The organism is Lysinibacillus sp. NPDC086135 (assembly GCF_044746345.1).
Lineage (GTDB): Bacteria > Bacillota > Bacilli > Bacillales_A > Planococcaceae > Lysinibacillus.
The window spans coordinates 205,347-224,054 of the sequence record NZ_JBIVCA010000003.1; the positions used below are offsets into that span (position 1 = coordinate 205,347).

General features: G+C 37.8%; 12 protein-coding genes. 11 read left to right on the forward strand and 1 reads right to left on the reverse strand.

Annotation, left to right across the window (positions count from 1 at the left end; translation table 11 throughout):
• Positions 1 to 143: 143 nt before the first annotated feature.
• From rpsB to ACIPKN_RS06120, 10 genes are all read left to right on the forward strand, one after another.
• Positions 144 to 863, forward strand: coding sequence for a 30S ribosomal protein S2 (gene rpsB / locus ACIPKN_RS06075; protein ID WP_049668466.1), 720 nt, complete (start codon positions 144 to 146; stop codon positions 861 to 863).
• 101 nt (positions 864 to 964) lie between these two features.
• Complete coding sequence (gene tsf / locus ACIPKN_RS06080; RefSeq protein ID WP_142507451.1) at positions 965 to 1,852, forward strand: translation elongation factor Ts; 888 nt, start codon at positions 965 to 967, stop codon at positions 1,850 to 1,852.
• 622 nt (positions 1,853 to 2,474) lie between these two features.
• On the forward strand, positions 2,475 to 3,200 hold the full coding sequence (pyrH, locus tag ACIPKN_RS06085; protein ID WP_142507450.1) for a UMP kinase: 726 nt from the start codon (positions 2,475 to 2,477) through the stop codon (positions 3,198 to 3,200).
• On the forward strand, positions 3,200 to 3,757 hold the full coding sequence (frr, locus tag ACIPKN_RS06090) for a ribosome recycling factor (RefSeq protein WP_400934309.1): 558 nt from the start codon (positions 3,200 to 3,202) through the stop codon (positions 3,755 to 3,757). The genes pyrH and frr overlap by 1 nt, the downstream gene beginning before the upstream one ends.
• 536 nt (positions 3,758 to 4,293) lie before the next feature.
• The gene (locus ACIPKN_RS06095; RefSeq protein ID WP_142507448.1) at positions 4,294 to 5,088 is read left to right on the forward strand and encodes an undecaprenyl pyrophosphate synthase; all 795 of its coding nucleotides are present in this window, start codon (positions 4,294 to 4,296) and stop codon (positions 5,086 to 5,088) included.
• Positions 5,085 to 5,885 carry a phosphatidate cytidylyltransferase gene (locus ACIPKN_RS06100; RefSeq protein WP_400934311.1) on the forward strand — a complete coding sequence of 267 codons (801 nt, stop codon included), beginning with the start codon at positions 5,085 to 5,087 and terminating at the stop codon, positions 5,883 to 5,885. The genes ACIPKN_RS06095 and ACIPKN_RS06100 overlap by 4 nt, the downstream gene beginning before the upstream one ends.
• Positions 5,886 to 6,050: 165 nt before the next feature.
• A complete protein-coding gene (gene dxr / locus ACIPKN_RS06105; protein ID WP_400934313.1) occupies positions 6,051 to 7,196 on the forward strand; it encodes a 1-deoxy-D-xylulose-5-phosphate reductoisomerase in 1,146 nt (381 codons plus the stop codon).
• Positions 7,197 to 7,241: 45 nt separating this feature from the next.
• Positions 7,242 to 8,504: an RIP metalloprotease RseP gene (gene rseP / locus ACIPKN_RS06110; RefSeq protein WP_400934315.1), complete on the forward strand. Its 1,263-nt coding sequence runs from the start codon at positions 7,242 to 7,244 to the stop codon at positions 8,502 to 8,504.
• Positions 8,505 to 8,944: 440 nt separating this feature from the next.
• Complete coding sequence (locus tag ACIPKN_RS06115; protein ID WP_400934316.1) at positions 8,945 to 10,651, forward strand: proline--tRNA ligase; 1,707 nt, start codon at positions 8,945 to 8,947, stop codon at positions 10,649 to 10,651.
• Between the two features lie 546 nt (positions 10,652 to 11,197).
• Positions 11,198 to 15,529: a PolC-type DNA polymerase III gene (locus ACIPKN_RS06120; protein WP_400934318.1), complete on the forward strand. Its 4,332-nt coding sequence runs from the start codon at positions 11,198 to 11,200 to the stop codon at positions 15,527 to 15,529.
• A gap of 499 nt (positions 15,530 to 16,028) precedes the next feature.
• Here the strand turns inward: ACIPKN_RS06120 and ACIPKN_RS06125 are convergent, their stop codons facing one another.
• Positions 16,029 to 17,477 (reverse strand): class I adenylate-forming enzyme family protein, encoded by a 1,449-nt coding sequence (locus tag ACIPKN_RS06125; RefSeq protein ID WP_400934319.1) that lies wholly within the window; start codon positions 17,475 to 17,477, stop codon positions 16,029 to 16,031.
• Positions 17,478 to 17,695: 218 nt separating this feature from the next.
• Here ACIPKN_RS06125 and ACIPKN_RS06130 point away from each other — a divergent pair, with 218 nt between their 5' ends.
• The gene (locus tag ACIPKN_RS06130) at positions 17,696 to 18,676 is read left to right on the forward strand and encodes an ornithine carbamoyltransferase (protein WP_400934321.1); all 981 of its coding nucleotides are present in this window, start codon (positions 17,696 to 17,698) and stop codon (positions 18,674 to 18,676) included.
• Positions 18,677 to 18,708: the final 32 nt, after the last annotated feature.

Sequence of the window (18,708 nt, forward strand, 5' to 3'; positions counted from 1 at the left end):
GGATAAAGCTATGATATAGTTGCAAATGGTGTTATTAATACACACGCATTTTGATGTAGTAAGTGGTGCTCTAAGTATAGGGTAGCTTGTTGCAAGTGATAAATGCGGAGGATAAAAACCAAACATACTAGGAGGAAATTCACATGTCAGTAATTTCTATGAAACAATTACTTGAAGCTGGTGTACATTTCGGTCACCAAACTCGTCGTTGGAACCCAAAAATGAAGAAATATATCTTCGTTGAGCGTAACGGGATCTACATCATCGACTTACAAAAAACTGTTAAAAAATTAGAGGAAGCTTATGACTTCATGCGTCAAGTTGGTCAAGACGGTGGTAAAGTTCTTTTCGTTGGTACGAAAAAACAAGCACAAGAAGCGATCAAAGATGAAGCTGAACGTTCAGGCAACTACTACATCAACCAACGTTGGTTAGGTGGTACTCTTACAAACTTCGGTACTATTCAAAAACGTGTTGCACGTATGAAAGCAATCGAAAAAATGGAAGAAGACGGAACTTTTGAAGTTCTACCTAAAAAAGAAGTAATCCAACTTAAAAAAGAACACGAACGTCTAATCAAATTCTTAGGCGGTATCCGTGATATGCACGCTCTTCCAGACGTAATGTTCGTGGTTGACCCACGTAAAGAACGCATTGCTGTTGCAGAAGCTATTAAATTAAACATCCCTCTAGTAGGTATTGTTGATACAAACTGTGATCCAGATGAAATCGACTACGTAATCCCTGCTAATGATGATGCTATTCGCGCTGTTAAACTTTTAACTGCTAAAATGGCTGACGCTTTAATCGAGTCAAAACAAGGTGAAGAAGAAGCTCCAGCTGTAGAAGCTGCTGCTGAGTAATTCACGTTTACAAAAAGGTGATAAGTGGCTCAGGACCCTTATCACCTTTTTTAGAACCTATCACTAAAATTTGTACAACCAATTTGAGGAGGAAACACTAAATGGCAAACATTACTGCACAATTAGTAAAAGAATTACGTGAAAAAACTGGCGCTGGAATGATGGATTGTAAAAAAGCGTTAGTACAAACTGATGGCGATTTAGATGCTGCAATCGATTTCCTACGTGAAAAAGGTCTTTCTTCAGCTGCTAAAAAAGCTGACCGCATCGCTGCAGAAGGTACAACTTACATTTTAGAACAAGGTAACGAAGCAATTATCCTTGAAGTAAATGCTGAAACTGACTTCGTTTCTAAAAACGATAAATTCCAAGTATTAGTTGCTTCTCTAGCTGAACAATTACTTGCTGCTAAACCTGCATCAATTGAAGCTGCATTAGAGCTTACAAATGCTGAAGGTGTAAAAGTTGTTGACCAAATTTCATCAGCAATTGCAACTATCGGTGAAAAAATTACTCTTCGTCGTTTCGAAGTGAAAACAAAAACTGATGCAGATGCATTCGGTTCTTACTTACACATGGGCGGCCGCATTGGTGTATTAGTTTCTTTAGAAGGTTCTACAGATGCTTCAGCTGCTAAAGATGTTGCTATGCATATCGCAGCTATTAACCCTACTTATGTTTCTCGCGATGAAGTTTCTGCTGAAGAAGTTGAACGTGAGCGTAAAGTATTGACTGAACAAGCTCTTAACGAAGGTAAACCAGAAAACATCGTAGCAAAAATGGTTGAAGGTCGTCTTGGTAAATACTTCGAAGATGTTTGCTTACTTGACCAAACATTCGTTAAAAACTCAGATCAAAAAGTACGTGACTTCGTTGCTTCAACTGGCGGTTCAGTAAACGGCTTCGTACGTTACGCTGTAGGTGAAGGTATCGAAAAACGTGAAGATAACTTTGCTGAAGAAGTAATGAGCCAAGTTAAAGGTAACTAATTTACTTGCGTTTGATCCTAATCAAATAATATCTAGATTTTCTAGACAAAAAAATGGGGAACACAACATAGCGTGTTCCCTATTTTTCCGAAATGAGCGAAAAAAAGATATAATTGGTTCATCACCAAAAGTTGTGGATGACATTTGTTAAAACGTATGCTATGTATATAAGTTGATTGGAGTGGAGGCTGGCGACTCCTTGGGGATCAGCGATAGAGGAACGAAGGCTAATACCATCACATCCTGTGATAACGCCTTTGTGACCAACATCCTGTTGGCACGAGACCCTGGAGCGAGCAGGCAGAGGAACGAAGGCTAAGAGCATCACGTCCTGTGATAACGCCTTCGTGACCAACTTCGTGTTGGCCCAAGCGGCTCATCGGACGCCCCCAGGAAGCTCTGCTCTGCGCGAAAGCGAAGCGTCAGCGGCAAATGTTTTCTGTAGCGAAAGCGAAGCGGCAGCTACAAAGCGCCCAGCCGGAACGGAAATCAACCACACGTTATTGTGATGAGCCATATAATTTCCTATTCTGCCTTATTCACAACTAGCAATTATTGTTATTTATACTATAATGGAAAAGGGAATAGAGATGTTTTAAATAAAGTCTGACGGAGGTTTACAATGAGTGTGCCACAATATAAACGAGTAGTTATAAAATTAAGTGGTGAAGCGTTAGCTGGGGAAGCGGGCTTCGGTTTATCACCAAAAATTATCAAGTCTGTTGCAGAACAGGTAAAAGAAGTAGTAGATCTTGATGTAGAAGTTGCTGTTGTTGTAGGTGGCGGTAATATATGGCGTGGAAAAATCGGTAGCGAAATGGGGATGGATCGTGCAGCAGCCGATTATATGGGTATGTTAGCAACGGTTATGAACTCTTTAGCGTTACAAGATGCACTGGAGAAATTAGGAATTGAAACACGTGTGCAATCTTCTATCGTAATGACACAAGTAGCGGAGCCATATATTCGCCGTAAAGCAGTTCGTCATCTAGAGAAAAAACGTGTAGTAATTTTTGCAGCAGGTACAGGTAACCCATTCTTCTCTACAGATACTACAGCTGCGTTACGAGCGGCTGAAATCGACGCAGATGCGATTTTAATGGCGAAAAATAATGTAGATGGTGTTTATTCTGCAGATCCGAAAGTAGATGCAACTGCCGTTAAATATGATACACTCACATACTTAGACGTTATTCAACAGGGCTTACAAGTAATGGATTCAACAGCTTCTACTTTATGTATGGATAACGATATTCCGTTAATTGTCTTCTCAATTACGGAACCAGGTAATATTAAACGTGCCGTACAAGGCGAGAAAATTGGAACAGTTGTTAGGAGGAATGCATAATGACTAAACAAGTTTTAGAACAAGCTAAAGACAAAATGAACAAAACAATTGCCGCTTTTTCACGTGAACTAGCTTCAATCCGTGCAGGTCGTGCAAATGCTTCTCTATTAGACCGCATTACGGTTGATTATTATGGTGCACCAACACCGATTAATCAGCTTGGAGGTGTATCGGTACCAGAAGCGCGTTTATTAGTTATTACACCTTACGATAAAACAATCTTAGGTGAAATCGAAAAAGCGATTATGAAATCAGATATTGGTATTACACCAACAAATGATGGATCTGTCATTCGTTTAATGATCCCGGCTTTAACAGAAGAGCGTCGTAAAGATCTTGTGAAGCAAGTGAAAAAAGAAGCAGAGGATGCAAAAATCGCTGTACGTAATGTTCGTCGCGATGCGAATGATGATCTAAAAAAACTTGAAAAAGCTGGCGAAATCACAGAAGATGATCTACGTGGCTACGGTGAAGATATTCAAAAATTAACAGATGAATTCATCGTTAAAGTAGATCAAGTGACGAAAGAAAAAGAAAAAGAAATTCTAGAAGTGTAAGCAACTCGTTTTGCATATCTATGATGGAACTTTTTGATGAGATGAAGGCGTCCTATATATATAAAGGACGTCTTTTCTCTTTACTGTTAAAGTGTCTTTATTCAGGCAGGTATACAAACACTTACCGAGACAGCATCTTTAATTGTTTTAAGGGAAATATCTTTCATCTATTTTTGCTTTCATTTAAGATTAAAAAGAACTATTCTTTACGTGAACTGAAATACATTATTATGAACAAAATAAGGGAAGCAATTACCCCTTCAATTGAGTGGGCGTGATAAAAGTCTTAAAAGCCCCTCTACTAAAGAGTTCATCACCTTAGGTTGGAATATGTCATGATAAGTTGATGTTCGTTTCGACTACACTCAGTTGTAACGAAAATTAACTCAACATATGGTGATATCTTAAAATGTGTGTAGTTCTAAAATAAGGTAGTTCATACATAGTCAATTTAGAGGGAAAAAAAAGACAAAACGCGCTTTTGTTTGTTATGATAGGTTAGTATACGTCCGATTAGTTGTAGTGGGGGAGTTAGCATGTTTAAAAAGCTATTAGGTAAACAAATAAATATAGATTCACTATCATTGGAGGAACGTGTTGCCCTTGCTAAAAACGAGCCGATTCCTGCCCATGTAGCGATTATTATGGACGGAAATGGACGTTGGGCAAAGAAACGTGCCATGCCACGTGTTGCTGGGCACCATGAAGGTATGAAGACGGTACGAAAGGTAACTAGATTTGCGTCAGATTTAGGTATTAAAGTTTTAACGGTGTACGCATTCTCTACAGAAAATTGGAAGCGACCAAAACCAGAGGTCGATTTCCTAATGCGTTTACCTGTAGAATTTTTAGGTTCCTTTTTACCTGAAATGATGGAACGCAATGTACGTGTTGAGATGATAGGAGATCCATCTTTATTACCTGCACATACGCAAAAAGCGTTGTATGAAGCGATGGAGGAGACGAAGCATAATACAGGATTAATTCTAAATTTTGCTCTGAATTATGGAAGTCGTTCGGAAATGGTTAACGCCATGAAAATAATGCTTCAGAAGGTGCAGGATGGTCAATTAACGATGCAAGACATAACAGAAGAATGCTTGACATCTCATTTAATGACGGCTCATTTGCCAGAGCCAGATTTATTAATTCGTACAAGTGGTGAAGTGCGATTAAGCAACTTTATGTTATGGCAGCTCGCCTATACAGAATTTTGGTTTACAGATACATTGTGGCCAGATTTTAGCGAGGAAAACTTACTGGCAGCGGTGGAAAACTACCAGAAACGTAATCGCCGTTACGGTGGGTTGAAGGGAGAAGAAACAACTTGAAACAACGAATTATTACAGCAATAATTGCAGCAGCACTATTTATTCCATTTGTTATTTATGGAAAAGTGCCATTTACAATACTTGTGCTTGCAATGGCTGTTGTCGGCTTTTATGAAATACTAAAAATGAAAGGTATTTCACTTTTTTCAGTACCTGGTTTTTTAGGGTTACTAACATTAATACTTCTTGTTATACCAACAGACTGGTCAAATAAGGTAGTAGATGCAATTGGCTATTCCTCCAATTTAATGGTTGTGTATGGTCTAATGATGCTATTACTCATATATGTAGTCCTTGTAAAAAATAAAATTACATTCGATGAAGTTGCATTTATATTATTAGGTGCGTTTTATGTCGGGTTAGGCTTCCATTATTTAATCGAAACACGAAGCTTTGGTCTAGAGTTTGTCGTATATTGTTTACTTGTAGTTTGGACAACTGACTCAGGTGCATATTTTGTAGGAAGAAAACTAGGCAAAAATAAGCTATGGCCAGAAATTTCACCGAAGAAAACCGTGGAAGGTTTTATTGGGGGGATTGTCATTGCTGTAATCTTTGCTGTTGGAATGCAGGCAATTTATCCGTTTGCGAACGGCTATGTCTCACTTATTTTCATCACAATTTTTGCGTCAATTATTGGTCAAATGGGCGATTTAGTGGAATCGGCTATCAAGCGTCATTTTGACGTAAAGGATTCAGGCAATATCTTACCTGGACATGGCGGTATTTTAGATCGCTTTGATAGTCTTTTATTTGTCGTGCCTTTACTACATTTTTTACATCTTTTTGGTAACTAGGAACAATAGCGGCTCGTTGGACTCCTCTTGGAAGAGTCTAGTCGGAACCACAAATCAACTCTACGTTATGGTGATGAGCCATAACAATAGCATTTACCTCTAAACAGAGTGGTAATAATCGTGCTATATCATTTTTGCTGAGATAGAAAAAGGGGACAACTCGTCGTGAAAAAAATTAGTTTACTTGGTGCAACTGGTTCAATCGGTTGGCAAACCTATGATATTTTAAAAGAACAACGCGATGCCTTTCATTTAGTAGCGTTTTCTTCAGGAAAAAATATCGAAAAAACTCGTGAAATGATTGAAACTTTAAAGCCTGAGCTTGTATCTGTTCAATTAGAAGAAGATGCAATTATGCTCGCTAAAGAATATCCACAAGTACACTTTACGTTTGGTGCAAAAGGGCTCATAGAGGTCGCTACACATCCTGATTCGACAGTGCTAGTAAACGCGGTTCTTGGAAGTGTTGGACTAGAATCGACATTAGCTGCAATTCGCATGGGCAAAACAATTGCCATTGCCAATAAAGAAACACTTGTAACCGCTGGACATTTAGTGATGGCAGAGGCTAAGAAATATAACGCAACAATTTTGCCGGTTGATAGTGAGCATTCTGCGATTTTCCAATCGATGAATGGTGAGAATCCGAAAAATATTGAACGATTAATTATTACGGCTTCTGGTGGTAGCTTCCGTGACAAAACACGCGAGGAATTGAAGCATGTAACGGTTGTAGATGCACTAAATCACCCGAACTGGTCAATGGGTGCGAAAATTACGATAGATTCAGCTACAATGATGAATAAAGGGCTAGAAGTCATTGAAGCACATGTGTTATTTGATATGCCTTATGATAAAATTGATGTACTTTTGCATAGAGAAAGTATTATTCACTCCCTAGTTGAGTATCATGATACTAGTGTCATTGCACAGCTAGGTACGCCGGACATGCGTGTACCTATCCAATATGCATTAAGTTACCCAGATCGTATGCCGCTACATAACGGACAACGACTTAATTTAGCGCAAATTGGTCAGCTACATTTTAAAGAAATGGATTTTGAACGTTATCCAGCATTGCGACTAGCATATGAGGCTGGGCGCACAGGCGGTACAATTTTAACAGCGATGAATGCAGCGAATGAAGCTGCAGTTGCGGCATTTTTACAAGGGAAAATAACATTCCTTGAAATTGACGAAACGATTGAGCGTGTAATGCAAGCACATAACAACATATTAGTGCCAGATTTGCCAACAATTTTGCATGTAGACAGTGAAACGAGAAAAACAGTGTTAGACATGGTAAAATAAAGAGAGAAGATATCGTTAACTATTCGCTTTTAAAGGTGGGATTTTATGCAAACAGCTATTGCATTTATTTTAATATTTGGCATACTTGTATTCTTCCATGAATTTGGTCACTTCTTATTCGCGAAACGAGCAGGAATTATGGTTCGGGAATTTGCTATCGGTATGGGACCAAAAATTTATGGAAAAACACATGGTGAAACAATCTATACGATACGTTTATTGCCGATCGGCGGTTACGTGCGTATGGCTGGTGAGGACATGGATGGCGCCGAATTACAGCCGGGCTATCGAGTAGGGCTTATTGTAGATGAAGATAATGTTGTAAAGAAAATTATCTTTAATCAAAATAATAAGCAATTACCAGATTTGTTATTTTTAGAAGTTGAGCATGCCGATTTAGAAAAGGATTTGTTTGTAGAAGGCTATGATGAAGAGGAAAAATTAGTTCGTTATAATGTTGCAAGAGATTGTATTCTCGTAGAAAACGGAAAAGAAACGTTAATTGCACCATACGATCGTCAATTTAACGCTAAGACAGTCGGTCAACGAGCTATGGCAATCTTTGCAGGCCCGTTATTTAACTTTATATTAGCGTTTATTATTTATATGCTGATTGGATTAATTCATGGTGTACCTACGTATGAGCCAATCATCACAGAAGTAGTAGAAAATGATCCAGCTGCACAAGCAGGAATGCTTGCAGGGGATAGAGTAGTTAACATTGACGGACAAGCGGTTGAGAAATGGCAAGATTTAGCTGCCATTGTACAAGATCATCCAGGTGAAGATATTGCTGTTACAGTTGAACGAAATGGTCAGCAAGTTAACTTGAATATGACGGTAAAAGAAGTTGAACAAAATGGCGAAAAGTTTGGTCAAATAGGGGTTAAGTATGAGAGCCCACGTGAATTTAATCCGTTAAAGTCTGTTGTTTATGGCGCTCAAGAAACGTATAATATGACTGCTAAAATATTTGAATTGCTTGGTATGTTAATTACCGGTAAATTTACGATTGATGCTTTATCAGGTCCAGTAGGCATTTATAAAGCGACAGAGCAGGTCGCTCAATATGGATTCATCAATTTAATGAATTGGGCCGCGATGTTAAGTATTAACCTTGGAATTATGAATTTACTACCGCTTCCAGCACTTGACGGTGGTCGTCTATTGTTCTTCGGCTTCGAAGCAGTAAGAGGCAAACCAATTGATCGTCAAAAAGAGGGTCTTGTGCATTTTGTCGGTATCGTACTATTGATGATCTTAATGGTCGTAGTTACATGGAATGATATACAACGATTTTTCTTTTAACTTATTTCAGCAGATGCCAAACATCCGCTGAAATAGAGGAACTCAGTCTAAGAACGCCACGTCCTATGGCAACAACTGAGTGACCAACCTCGGTGCCACTGACGCTTCGCTTTCGCGCGAAAAACATTTGTTGGCCTAAAGCCTCTAGCGGATGTCACCTAAAATCATTGCATCCATGCGATAACGGCTAACATGGCCTAAGCACAAAGCCGATTCCGGACGCAATTATGCAGAGGCATAATTGAGCTAAATAAATGAAGTTAAGTTAAGTTTTTCAAGTGAAACATAGTTAGAAGATGCCAAGGCAAGTATGCCAAGGTGAAAATTGATTGAAAAAACATAGCTTTGAGCGCAATTTTTTTGAAACATTGCGTTCAAAGCTAAATTTGTTTATGCTAATTAGAGTATAAAACTTATCTATTAAAAAGGTGGAACACTGAATGAAGCAAAGTAAAACATTTATCCCAACGCTACGTGAAGTACCTGCTGATGCAGAGGTAAAATCACATAAGCAATTACTACGTGCAGGGTTTATTCGTCAAAATACAAGTGGGGTATACTCGTATTTACCGCTTGCAAAACGTGTGTTAACAAAAATAGAAAATATTATTCGTGAAGAGATGGAAGCGATCAATTCTATTGAGCTTTTAATGCCTTCATTACAATCTGCGGAACTTTGGCAGGAATCAGGCCGCTGGGAAAAATACGGTCCAGAATTAATGCGTTTAAAGGACCGTCATGATCGTGATTTCGCATTAGGGCCAACTCATGAAGAAGTGATTACAACTTTAGTACGCGATGAAATTAAATCCTATAAAAAATTACCGCTAACACTTTATCAAATTCAAACTAAATTCCGTGATGAAAAACGTCCTCGCTTTGGTTTATTACGAGGCAGAGAGTTTATTATGAAAGATGCATACTCTTTCCATGCATCACGTGAAAGTTTGGATGAAACATATGATGATATGTATCGTGCTTATTCAAATATTTTCTCTCGTTTAGGTTTAAACTATCGTGCAGTTATTGCAGATGCTGGCTCAATTGGTGGGAAAGGTACTCATGAATTTATGGTGCTTTCTGAAATTGGGGAAGATACAATTGCATACTCTGACACGTCTAATTATGCTGCAAACATCGAAATGGCAGAAGTTCTTGTAGACTATCAACCATCAGATGAAGCATTAAAAGAGCTTGAAAAAGTGGCAACACCAGACCAAAAAACAATTGAAGAAGTATCAGCTTTCTTAAATATTGAGCCTTCAAATGTCATTAAATCATTAGTATTTGATGTTGATGGTGAATTAGTTGTTGTACTTGCTCGTGGAGATCACGAAATAAATGATATTAAGCTGAAAAATGCGCTTAATGCTGGTTCTGTTGAACTAGCTAGTGAAGCGGCAATCCGTGATTTATTAGGCTGTGGAGTTGGTTCAATCGGTCCTGTTAAATTACCAGTAGACGTAAAAGTAGTGGCTGACAATGCTATTAAATCTATATGTAACGGTGTAGCTGGTGCAAATGAAGATGGTTTCCATTTAGTTAATGTTAATCCAGAGCGTGATTTTGCAGTGAATGAATACTTAGATATTCGTTTTATTCAAGAGGGTGATCCATCTCCAGATGGACAAGGAATGATCAAATTTGCAGAAGGTATCGAGGTTGGTCATATTTTCAAATTAGGAACAACTTACTCTGCAAAAATGAATGGTACTTTCTTAGACGAACAAGGTAAATCACAACCGTTTATCATGGGATGCTATGGTATTGGTGTATCACGTATTTTAGCTGCTGTTGCAGAGCATTTCCAAGATGAAAATGGTTTTGTTTGGCCAACACAATTAACGCCTTATGATATCCATGTTGTCCCTGTTAATACAAAGGATGAAACACAGGTTGCCTTAGCTGATGAGCTATATGGCTTATTAAAATCATACCGTTATGATGTGTTATTAGATGATCGTGCTGAGCGCGCTGGGGTTAAATTCGCAGATGCTGACTTAATTGGCTTACCGGTCCGAGTAACAGTGGGTAAAAAAGCAACAGAAGGTGTTGTTGAGGTTAAATTCCGTCAAACAGGTGAAACGTTCGAATGGAAAAAAGAAGAGGTCATTGATCGCTTAAATGAATTTTTCCGCAAAAATTAACTCTTTTTAGCTGAAGTCTCACACTTCAACGGTGGTGAGATGAATGCGGGTTTGAACTACTTTTCAGTGGGTGTCCAAGCACCCGCTGAAATAGAGGAACTCAGTCAAAGAACGCCACATCCTGTGGCAACGACTGAGTGACCAACTTCGTGATGGCCTAAAGCCTCCGGCGGATGTCATGAAATTGGAATGGAGCTAAGGTTGCTAGCCTAAATTCATCGCATCCATGCGATAACGGCTAACTGACCTGCATACGTAGGCCTAAGTACAAAGCCGATTCCGGACGCAATTATGCCGAGGTATAATTGATTTTCCTTTAGAAATGCTTGTCCCAAAAAGGATGAAATGGCATTAAATAGATAAAGATTCGCGCCACTTCTCGGGGACAGCGAGCCAAGCATGAATTCATAGATGTTTAGGATTTGTGAGGCTTGACAGTCGCCCGCGGAAAGGGAGCGAATTTTTTCTTTAGTTCGTAAACGTTGGTGAGGAAATAAAACAAGGGGCTTTTAAGACTGCCTCTTTCTGAAAGTAGGTGTCAATAGATTGGAACAGCAACAAGAAGCAAGAACGAAGTTTCAAATGCTCTTGCAACAACTAGAGTTAACAGATGATGTGTATATGTCCTTTTTTGAAGAAGGTGAATTATCACGCCTAACTGTACACAAAAAGAACAGGCTATGGAATTTTACCATTAAATTACGAGATGTACTCCCTTTTCCACTATACCAACTATTTCGTACTCGGTTGACTGAAAAATTTTCAGCTATCGCTCAAATCCACACAACTTTTGATACGGTAGAGAAAAATGTTACGGAAGAACTTGTCCAACAATATTGGTTAACAGTAGTAGAGCAAATAGATGAGATGGCGCCACCTTTAAAACATTGTCTAGTATCGCAAATGCCTATGTGGAATGGGCAAAAAATCACTTTATCTTGCATGCAAGAATTGGAATTTATGATGTTGAAAACAAAGTATGCAGAAAAGCTTTCCGAAAGCTATAGTCAATTTGGCTTTCCACACATTGTGATAGATTTTGTGCTTCAAGATCAAACGGAAGAAATGATCGCGGCACAGGAAGCTTTCATGGAACAGAGGCGTTTAGAGGAAGCAGCTTTAGCCCAACAAGCGGTACAAGATTACCAAAAACGTGAGCAAGAGAAGAAAGAAAATCCAGCTCTTGCGAACCTTGGTGACCGTCCATTCCAGCTTGGTATGTTAATTAAAGATGATGAAACGATGGAAATTAAACGCATTGTTGAGGAAGAACGCCGTGTTATCATAGAAGGTTTTGTTTTTGATACGGAAATTAGGGAGCTGAAAAGTGGTCGCTCTTTATTACAAATTAAAATTACCGACTATACGGATTCTATCGTAGTAAAAATGTTCTCACGTGATAATGATGATGCAGAACTTATGAAGCATTTGAAAAAAGGCATGTGGGTAAAAGTCCGAGGCTCTGTACAAACTGACACATTCATTCGTGATTTAATCGTTATGGCAAATGATATCAATGAAATCAAAAAAGAAACACGACGGGATAAGGCGCCAGAGGGAGAAAAACGAGTTGAATTACATTTGCATACACCGATGAGCACAATGGACGCAGTGACACCGGTTGATAGACTCGTTGCGCAGGCGGCAAAGTGGGGTCATCCAGCCGTGGCTATTACTGACCATGCTGTTGTGCAATCCTTCCCAGAGGCGTATTCAGCAGGGAAAAAGCATGGTATAAAAGTTATTTATGGCTTGGAGGCTAATTTAGTAGATGACGGTGTACCGATTGCTTATGCAGCTGAGCACCGATTATTAGATGATACAACTTATGTCGTGTTTGACGTCGAGACGACAGGTCTATCTACTGCTTACGATACGATCATTGAGCTTGCTGCAGTTAAAATTCAAGATGGAAATGTTATAGACAAATACGAAAGCTTTGCCAATCCACATCATCCACTTTCAGCAACGACCATTGAGCTGACAGGTATTACAGATGATATGGTACGTAACGCGCCAGAAGTAGAGCAAGTCATTAAGGAGTTCCATGAATTTATCGGAGATGGCATAGTAGTAGCCCACAACGCATCGTTCGATATGGGCTTTTTATACACAGGCTATAAAAAATATGGGCTTGAGGGAACGATTCATCCAGTTATTGATACGTTGGAGCTTGCGAGAATGCTGTATCCAACGATGAAAAATCATCGTTTAAATACGCTTTGTAAAAAATTCAATATCGATTTAACCCAGCATCACCGAGCTATTTATGATACAGAAGCAACCGGCTTCTTACTTTTACAGCTGTTAAAAGATGCGGATGAATTAGGTATCAAATATCACGACGACTTTAACAAGCATGTTGGCGGTGGAGATGCTTATAAAAAGGGACGACCAATGCATTGCACGATATTAGCAGTAGATAATGCTGGACTAAAAAATTTATTTAAATTAGTCACTCACGCCCATACAAAAACTTTCTATCGTGTACCTCGCGTCACACGAGCGGTTCTTGAGCAATATAGAGAAGGTTTATTAGTCGGATCAGGTTGTAGTAATGGCGAATTATTCGAGACGATGATGAATAAATCCCCAGAGGAAGCCGAGCAAGTTGCAAGATTTTATGATTATATTGAAGTTCAACCAAAGGCCGTGTATGCACCGTTAATTGAGCGCAATGTCATACATGATGAATGGACACTTGAAGATATTATTCGTAAGCTTGTAAAGCTAGGGAAGAAAATTGATAAACCAGTTGTAGCTACCGGTAATGTCCATTACTTAGATCCGACAGATGGGATGTTTAGACAAATACTAATTGGCTCTCAAGGTGGTGCCAACATCTTAAATAGATCAAAGCTACCTGAAGTTCATTTTAGAACGACTAATGAAATGCTTGAAGAATTTGATTTTTTAGGACCGGATCTTGCGAAGGAAGTCGTTGTCACCAATTCTCAAAAAGTCGCAAATATGATTGGTGATGTTAAGCCGATTAAAGATGATTTATATACACCAAAAATTGAAGGCTCAGACGATGAGGTTACAAATTTAACCTATGAAATGGCACATCTTATATATGGAGAAGAACTACCAGAAATCGTGAAGGCCCGAATTGAAAAGGAATTAAAGTCAATTTTAGGCCATGGTTTCGGCGTAATTTATTTAATTTCAGCGAAGCTTGTGAAAAAATCATTAGCGGATGGCTATTTAGTAGGTTCTCGTGGATCTGTTGGATCTTCATTAGTAGCGACCTTTATGGAGATTACTGAAGTAAATCCACTTCCACCTCATTATATTTGTCCAAATTGTAAGCATTCCGAGTTTTTTAATGATGGTTCAGTAAGCTCAGGCTTTGACTTACCAAATAAAGATTGTACAGAATGTGGAACACCGTATAAAAAAGATGGGCAAGATATCCCATTCGAAACGTTCCTTGGCTTTAAAGGGGATAAGGTACCTGATATCGACTTGAATTTCTCTGGGGAATACCAACCACAAGCCCATAACTATACGAAGGTATTATTCGGTGAGGATTATGTATTTCGTGCCGGAACAATCGGCACAGTAGCGGAGAAAACAGCATATGGCTACGTAAAGGGCTATGCTAATGATAACAACTTACATTTCCGTGGTGCCGAGGTAGACCGGTTAGTGCAAGGGTGTACTGGCGTAAAACGTACAACAGGACAGCACCCAGGAGGAATTATTGTAGTACCAGATTATATGGATATTTTTGATTTCTCCCCAGTGCAATTCCCTGCGGATGCACAGGATGCAGAATGGCGTACAACGCACTTTGATTTCCACTCCATTCACGATAATATTTTAAAGCTTGATATACTTGGGCACGATGATCCGACTGTGATTCGGATGTTGCAGGATCTATCAGGGATAGATCCAAAAACCATTCCAACAGATGATCCAGTCGTTATGAAAATCTTTAGTTCTCCAGAATCTTTAGGCGTAACAGAAAAACAAATTGGCTGTAAGACAGGAACACTAGGCATTCCTGAGTTCGGTACTCGTTTTGTACGCCAAATGCTTGAAGATACAAAGCCATCAACATTCTCGGAGCTCGTGCAAATTTCAGGACTTTCACATGGAACAGACGTATGGCTTGGTAACGCGCAAGAGTTAATTCAAAACGGTACATGTGTGCTGAAAGAAGTAATTGGCTGTCGTGATGATATTATGGTGTATTTAATTTACCAAGGGCTAGAACCTTCACTGGCATTTAAAATTATGGAGTCCGTACGTAAAGGGAAAGGTTTATCTGAAGAGTTTGAGGCAGAAATGCTAGCGAATAAAGTACCAGGTTGGTATATCGATTCATGTAAAAAGATAAAATATATGTTCCCGAAAGCCCATGCAGCAGCTTATGTGTTAATGGCTGTTCGTATTGCATGGTTTAAAGTACATTTCCCGATTCTTTATTATGCAGCGTATTTTACAGTACGTGCAGATGATTTTGATTTAATTGCCATGGTACAAGGCTCGCAAATGATTCGTGCAAAAATTGATGAAATCAATATAAAGGGCTTAGATGCTTCAACAAAAGAAAAAAACCTATTAACTGTGATGGAACTAGCACTTGAAATGTGTGAGCGTGGCATGAGCTTCCAGAAGGTAGACTTATATCGTTCGCAGGCTAGTGAATTTATCATTGATGGGAACTCTTTAATTCCACCATTCGATGCGATTCCTGGACTTGGTACAAACGTTGCTAAACAAATTGTGGCAGCACGTGAGGACGGAGAATTTTTATCGAAGGAAGATTTACAACAACGAGGTCGAGTATCCAAGACATTAATTGAATACATGGATCAATTGGGTTGTTTAGAAGGAATGCCTGATGCAAATCAATTATCACTTTTCTAAAAGCTTTAAGAAAAGCGTCACTTATGCGGATGCAAAAGTATATATGATCCAGAGACGGATAGCTATAGACTGACAGAACTTTTCAGTTAGTAATCTGATATGACCATTTCTATTTACTAAGACAAAAAGCTATATCACCTTCTAAAACGGAAGGATAAAGATGAGAAGCATTGCTTTGATTACCCAAAGTACTTTTAAAAGAAGAAAATAGTAATGGAGAATAAAAAAGGCAACTTCTTGTTCAATATGAATAAGAAGCTGTCTTTTTTTAATTAAACTACTCAAAACAATATAATTATTTGTTTTTTCAGTGCCCTAGAGGAAAGCTTGAGCCCTTTGGGATTTAGGAATCAAGCCGCATAAAGTTTTTGTATTATTTCTAAGGTCTACTTGACGAGAGCACTTCAAAATGACCATGCAACCATATAAGGGACATATTTAATCCTGATGAAAGTGGATAGTTATCTTTTTAAGACAGAGTCGCCGTCATTATTACTCATTAAATTGAAATTGTTAAATTTTCCAATGCGTATTTCTCTAATTTTTTATTATCTATTTTTCCATTTGGTAGAAAAGGAAATTCTTTTGTGCAAATTAGTTTATCTGGATACATATAGGTAGGCAAAGCATCAACTATTTTTTTTCGTAACTCACCGGAGTCCTCAGAAGAATATTGAATAAACAATATTAAATAGGAACCTTTTCTATCTTCTGTGAAACTTATTACTTTACTCAATACTCCTAGTTCCTCTACGATTCTTTCCATATGACAGGGATAAAAAGTTGCCCCCATTCTATGTATCGCATTGTCATGTCTACCTATTACAACTAGATTTCCATCTACATCGAAATATCCGAAATCCTTCATATCGAGCCAACCGTTTTTTAAGTCTAATTTAACATTTCCATCGTTATCGAGATATCCTTCCATTAATCCATTGCCATTTGCATAGATGTGTCCTAGTTCATTAGATTTTGTTTCATTAAAGTTTTCATCGACTACTTTAACTGAAAGTCCAGGTAAAACTTTTCCTGTTCCATTGTGGCTATTTAAATTTGTAGATGTTAAATTTCCAGCCTCTGAAGAACCATAATAATCAAGCAATGGTATGTTAAAAACTTTCTCAAACCTATTTTTTAATACTAGGGGGACTGGAGCACCACTAGTAAACCACATACGTATATTATCTTTTATGAAATTAACTTTTTCTTTATTTCTTTCTGCAATTTGTACAGTTAAATAAGTTGTTGCAATGGTAGCCTCTACAACTGAAATTTTATGCCTATTAATAATAGAAGGTAATGTTCTTATATTTTGGTAATCACATATAACAATTGTGCACCCGACGACCCACCACTGAATAATCATATTTAATCCCCATATATTAAAAAATGGAACCACAGGTAGAATAACTTCGTTTGCTTTATAACCCATTCCCAATGCAGTTGAATCCATATTATTGAATAAGGAAGCACCAGATTTGACAATTCCTTTTGGAGTTCCAGTTGAGCCAGAAGAAAATAGTATGATGGCATCGGATCTACGATACCATTCATGTAAATCTATCTTATTTCCGGGAGGGGCTTGGTTCGTTCCTATATTATCAAATGAAGCAGATAAGCTAATGTATTTAGGTCCATTAAATGCAGAAGATTCATCCTCTGTGAGTATCCAATTTGCTTTTGTTCTCATATTTATCATTTGTAAATCAGAGTAGTTAGTATTTGTATCGAGGAGAACAATTGAACAATTAATATGCATAAGTGAAAAAAGAGATACCAAAAATGCATAATTATTATCACAACAGAGGATCACTCTGTCTCCCTTAACAACTCCATGAGCTAAGAGAACATTTGAGTAGTTAAAGACATCGTTTGTAAAGCGCGCATGTGAATAAACTTCGTTTTCAAAAATAATTGAACTATTTTTTTTCTGGGTAATATCCATATTAAATACCTCCTTTAAATATAGATATATTAATTTACTGGGAAGTTGAATTCCACGGTAAATAACGCAACTATTTACTGAATATATAAATTTTGTAAAAATTCCAAACTTGCGGTAATTACGTATACAAAAAACAGATTGGTATATTATACTTTCATTACAGAATAATACAAAAAAATAAAAAATTAGAGTTTCTAGGAGAAAAGGAGTGTTGTAAATTGAAGAACTTTTTTGATTTTTCGAAATTGAGTGGTAGTGAGTTAGAAAGATTAATAGAATTAGCATCAGATTATAAAAGTGGAAAAATTAACGATCAACCATTAAAAAATAAGAATATCGGTTTATTATTTAATGTACCCTCTACTCGTACAAGAATCTCCTTCCAAACAGCAATTAAGCATTTAGGAGGGGAGGCCTTCACCTATAGTGCTCATGAGCTTCAATTAGCAAATAAAGAAAGTATGAAAGATACGGCTACAGTCATGGGGAAATACTTAGATGGATTAGTAGTCCGTTGGTATAACATGAATGATTATGGATATGGACGTAACACATTAGAAGAAATAGCAAGTCATTCTAATATTCCAGTAATAAATGCACTAGACGACAAAGATCATCCGTGTCAAATAATGGCAGATATTCTTACCTTAAAAGAAAAGTATGGTCAAAATTATAAAAAGAAAAAAGTTTTATTTACTTGGGGATATGCTGAAAGGAAAAAATCTCCCGGGTGTACTCATAGTATGTTAACAGCTGCATCACTACTCGGGATGGATTTAAGAATCGCTCATCCAAAAGGGTTTGAGTTAGATGAACAATATTTATCATTTGCTAAACAAGCTGCAAAAGAATCAGGGGCGAATCTAGAGTTTTCTCATGATTTAGATGAGGCAATAGAAGATGTTGATGTGGTTTATGCAAAAGCATGGGGAAGTTTGAATCTACCTGGCTATGAAGAACAAAGATATAAAAATGAAATTAGAGATAAGTGGTTGGTAAACAACGAGCGGTTTAATAGAACGAATCAAGACGCTTATTTTATTAATCCACTACCTATTATTAGAGGAGATGAAGCTGTTGCGGAAATTATTGATGGACCAAGATCATTGATGTATAATACCGCAGAAAATAGACTCTATGTACAAAAAGCCACTCTTGCATCAGTTTATTCAAATGATAAAATCCTTATTAAAAATTAACCTACCACTTTGTTTAGATTTACAGAAGAATT

Coding starts and splice junctions, on each gene's coding strand:
- rpsB (WP_049668466.1), top strand. CDS start 144: ATGTCAGTAATTTCTATGAAACAATTACTTGAAGCTGGTGTACATTTC.
- frr (WP_400934309.1), top strand. CDS start 3,200: ATGACTAAACAAGTTTTAGAACAAGCTAAAGACAAAATGAACAAAACA.
- pyrH (WP_142507450.1), top strand. CDS start 2,475: ATGAGTGTGCCACAATATAAACGAGTAGTTATAAAATTAAGTGGTGAA.
- tsf (WP_142507451.1), top strand. CDS start 965: ATGGCAAACATTACTGCACAATTAGTAAAAGAATTACGTGAAAAAACT.
- ACIPKN_RS06095 (WP_142507448.1), top strand. CDS start 4,294: ATGTTTAAAAAGCTATTAGGTAAACAAATAAATATAGATTCACTATCA.
- ACIPKN_RS06115 (WP_400934316.1), top strand. CDS start 8,945: ATGAAGCAAAGTAAAACATTTATCCCAACGCTACGTGAAGTACCTGCT.
- ACIPKN_RS06125 (WP_400934319.1), bottom strand. CDS start 17,477: ATGGATATTACCCAGAAAAAAAATAGTTCAATTATTTTTGAAAACGAA.
- rseP (WP_400934315.1), top strand. CDS start 7,242: ATGCAAACAGCTATTGCATTTATTTTAATATTTGGCATACTTGTATTC.